The sequence below is a fragment of the Thermogutta sp. genome, assembly GCF_014359955.1.
Taxonomy (GTDB): domain Bacteria; phylum Planctomycetota; class Planctomycetia; order Pirellulales; family Thermoguttaceae; genus Thermogutta.
This window is the reverse complement of the sequence record NZ_JACIYL010000485.1, coordinates 1-3,381: the sequence shown is the minus strand read 5'-3', so window position 1 is coordinate 3,381 and position 3,381 is coordinate 1. Positions and strand designations below refer to the sequence as shown.

The window sequence follows — 3,381 nt, the reverse complement described above, 5'->3', positions numbered from 1 at the left end:
TATGGGATTTTCAGAAATAAAGGACGGCCCGCGCTTGTCACTCCCGCCAGAGTGCGGACAATGTGATCATTGACGAACCGGGGAACATCCCGCGGGGCGTTTTGACCGGGCGCATTGGGGCTGAACACTTCCAGAAAATGCCGAAAGCCTTTTCTTTCTGCCTCCAGTCGGAACTCGCGGTAGGCCTCGAGGGTCCGCAGATCAAGCTCCACATCATTGTTGAACGTCACGGAATATAATCCCAAATCAGCCCCCAATTTGCGTTCTTCCGGGGTGCATTCGACCTTGCCGCACATGATATGGTCAAGAGTTGCCGTGCGAAAAGGTCGCGATGGTTCGCGATCATAGACGCCCAGGCCACCTCCCGCCAGCCAAATATCAGTTGCGTCGTTGGCACGCACGGCGGGAGTCACGTGACTATTGTCAAAAATTCTTTCTCGAATTGTCAGGACCTCATTCGTACTGGCGCTCATCAGCATAATGTCCACCAGACCCTGGGCCACAATCTCCCGAATGATCTGGCGGTATTCGTCCAGCGTTCGAAAACGGGCCTCATGAGCGTGGTGTTCCGGGCTTTTGCCGGGAGCGGAAAGTCCAAAAGCCATGTCGGCATCTTTCGCATCCGCCAGGATAAAATCCCGGCAGGAGCGATCAGCCCTGATTCTTGCCAGCTTGATATCAAGCGTTTTGTCTGGCATCGAGATATCCCTCGTAACCGCAGACACAGGGGCATCCGACCCGCCACACACCCCGAGAATGGCGCAGAAAAATTCATGGTCAGCTGCTATCCGAGCTTGGCAATCCCCAGTGAAACATCGCTCATCAGGGTTGTCAAGTCAAGCACGCAAAATTTGTTCAGCGCAATGGGAGTTTGGAAGCCGTTGCCTGGGCCGGTAGGATGATCAAGAGTTGGCGGCCAGAAGCGAACTCAGGAAAGCCACCACTACCGTGGGGTACCGCTGTCCCGTAGAATCAGCCCAAAGGGCTTCGTGGATGGCATCGTGAGCGAGAGCGAGTTCGACGCCGGCGCCACGACAGCGCGCTGCGGTGAGATGGATTTGGTTGAGTGAGCGACGCACAAGGATCAAAAACGCGATGAGCGAGCGCATCAGTGATAAAAGTGATAAGATTTACGTCGTAGGAATCGGCGAAGACGGATTTCTGGGGCTTACCGAGTATGCACAGAACATCATTCGCTCCGCGGATGTCATTGTAGGTGAGCCCCACTGCCTGGAGCTGGTGCGGAACGTTGAGTTCCCGAAGCCGGTGCAGATGCTCACTGTGTCCGGTGCCCTCGACGAAATCGTCCGGCGGATCGAGGAGAATTCCCACAGGCGGATTGTGGTACTGGCCCTCGGGGATCCCCTCTTTTACGGAACGGCGCGCTACCTCTGGGATAAACTGGGGAAAGAGCGTTTTGAGATCATCCCCCACGTCAGCATGATGCAGATGGCGTTTGCCAGGGTGAAGGAAAATTGGGAAGACGCCTTTCTGGCGAATCTGTCAACAACGTCGCTGGAAGACATCTTCAACCAGGTTCGCTCTGCGGAGAAGGTAGGCCTGTTCACCAGCGAAGAATTGCCGCCCAACGTCATTGCGCAAAAACTCCTCGATGTGGGCCTGGATTATTTCACGGCCTACGTGTGTGAGAACCTCGGGGCACCGAATGAACGTGTGACCTGCGGCGAACTCCAGGATATCGCGTCGCACACCTACTCGCCGCTTAACGTGTTGATTCTCATTCGGAAACCTGACGTCCCGGACCGTCCCCTGAGCTTGTGGGGAAAACGGCTTTTTGGCAATCCGGATGATGCGTTCCTGCAAGCAAAACCGAAGCGGGGCCTCTTAACCCCCGCGGAAATTCGATCGATTGCCCTGGCAGAACTCGATGTGGGGCTGGCCAGCGTGGTATGGGATGTTGGGGCCGGCAGCGGCGCCGTGGCCATCGAGGCCGCTCAAATTGCCAGGGAGGGCCGTGTCTATGCGATCGAAATGGATCCCGAGGACGTCCGGCTCATCGAAGAAAACGCCAAACGATTTGGTGTGACAAATCTGGTCACAATTTTGGGGCGTGCCCCCGAGGCGTGGGCCGACCTGCCGGCACCCGACTGTGTGTTCATCGGGGGAAGTGGTCGTCAGGTCGCCGAGTTGTGTGAGCTCGCGTTCGGGCGACTTAAAGAGCGGGGACGCCTCGTAGCGACGATGGGCAGTCTGGAGAACGTCGTGGATGTCCACCAGAGGCTCCGTCGCCTCTCACGCGTGGTGAATGTCCTCATGATCAATCTCGCCCGAGGATTCTACCAGTTCGACCGTGTGCGCTTTCAGGCACTCAACCCCACTTTTCTTGTGTCCACGGTCAAAATTAGGGAAACGAGGGTGTGAGCTTTCCGGCAAACCGGAGCGGGGGCGACAAACGGGTTCGAACGGGTTGATCGGGAAGACCTCTTGCCCTCGATCGCACACTGCGAGAGGGCATTGTGATGTTTTGCGGGGAGACGATCCAAGCGAGATGGGAAAATGATGGAGACGGCAAAAATTATTCACGATACTCGGCAATCAGCTCAGGAAACGGTCGACGTCATTGCGGTAGGTGCCCATCCCGACGACGTGGAGATTGGATGTGGCGGGTTTTTGCATTCGCTCAGTCAGCGGGGCTACAGGGTGGGTATTGTCGATCTCACCGATGGAGAACCAACGCCGAATTGCCCCAGCCCCGAACAGCGGCTGGCCGAGGCAGCCCGAGCGGCGGAGGTGCTCCAGGTTAAGGTCCGAGTCGTCCTGTCGTTACCGAATCGCCGACTGTTTGACAGCTTTGAAGCGCGGATCGCGCTGGCTCACCAGTTCCGAATCCTCAAACCGCGGTGGGTGCTGGGATTAGGCGTGTCCACCCCCATGGCTTCCCCGGACCACGAGCAAGCAGGCCGAATTACGGAAGCCGCCGTGTTTTATAGCCGTCTTTCGAAATGGGAAGAGTATTTCGAAGGGCTGCCGCCCCATACGGTCGACTTTTATCTGCATTATTTTCTCGCCCTTCGTTACACGGTCCTTCCAGGACGGCATCCGGTTGTCGTCAATATCGGTGACAGCCTGGATCCGAAGCTCCGCGCGATCGCGGCCTATGAATCTCAATTTGCCCACCGGCCTGAAATCCTGGACCGAATCCGGGTGTATTGCCAGCAATTGGGGCAAACTGTCGGTTTCTCCGCTGGAGAAGTGATCGGTCATCCGACTGGTTGGGGATTCAATGACCTTTTCGCCGGACTGCTGGGATCGGGCTGAGCGATATCTGCTTTTTGACAGCGCATGGTAAGGCGAGAACCGGCGGTTCGTGGCTTGCGTTCAGCCGTCACCTTTGACCGTCCTCCAGGGATCGGTATCGAC

The 3,381-nt window shown here is 56.9% G+C and carries 3 protein-coding genes; 2 read left to right on the top strand and 1 reads right to left on the bottom strand.

The features are described from left to right. Positions 1 to 698 (bottom strand): hypothetical protein (locus tag H5U08_RS13350; RefSeq protein WP_297033960.1); only part of this gene is annotated, 698 nt, incomplete at its 3' end. A 397-nt stretch (positions 699 to 1,095) separates the two neighbouring features. Here H5U08_RS13350 and cbiE point away from each other — a divergent pair. Together cbiE and H5U08_RS13340 are read left to right on the top strand one after the other, a co-directional pair. Then, positions 1,096 to 2,382 (top strand): precorrin-6y C5,15-methyltransferase (decarboxylating) subunit CbiE, encoded by a 1,287-nt coding sequence (gene cbiE / locus H5U08_RS13345; RefSeq protein WP_297033958.1) that lies wholly within the window; start codon positions 1,096 to 1,098, stop codon positions 2,380 to 2,382. Between the two features lie 135 nt (positions 2,383 to 2,517). Further along, positions 2,518 to 3,279, top strand: coding sequence for a PIG-L family deacetylase (locus H5U08_RS13340; protein WP_297033955.1), 762 nt, complete (start codon positions 2,518 to 2,520; stop codon positions 3,277 to 3,279). Positions 3,280 to 3,381: the final 102 nt, after the last annotated feature.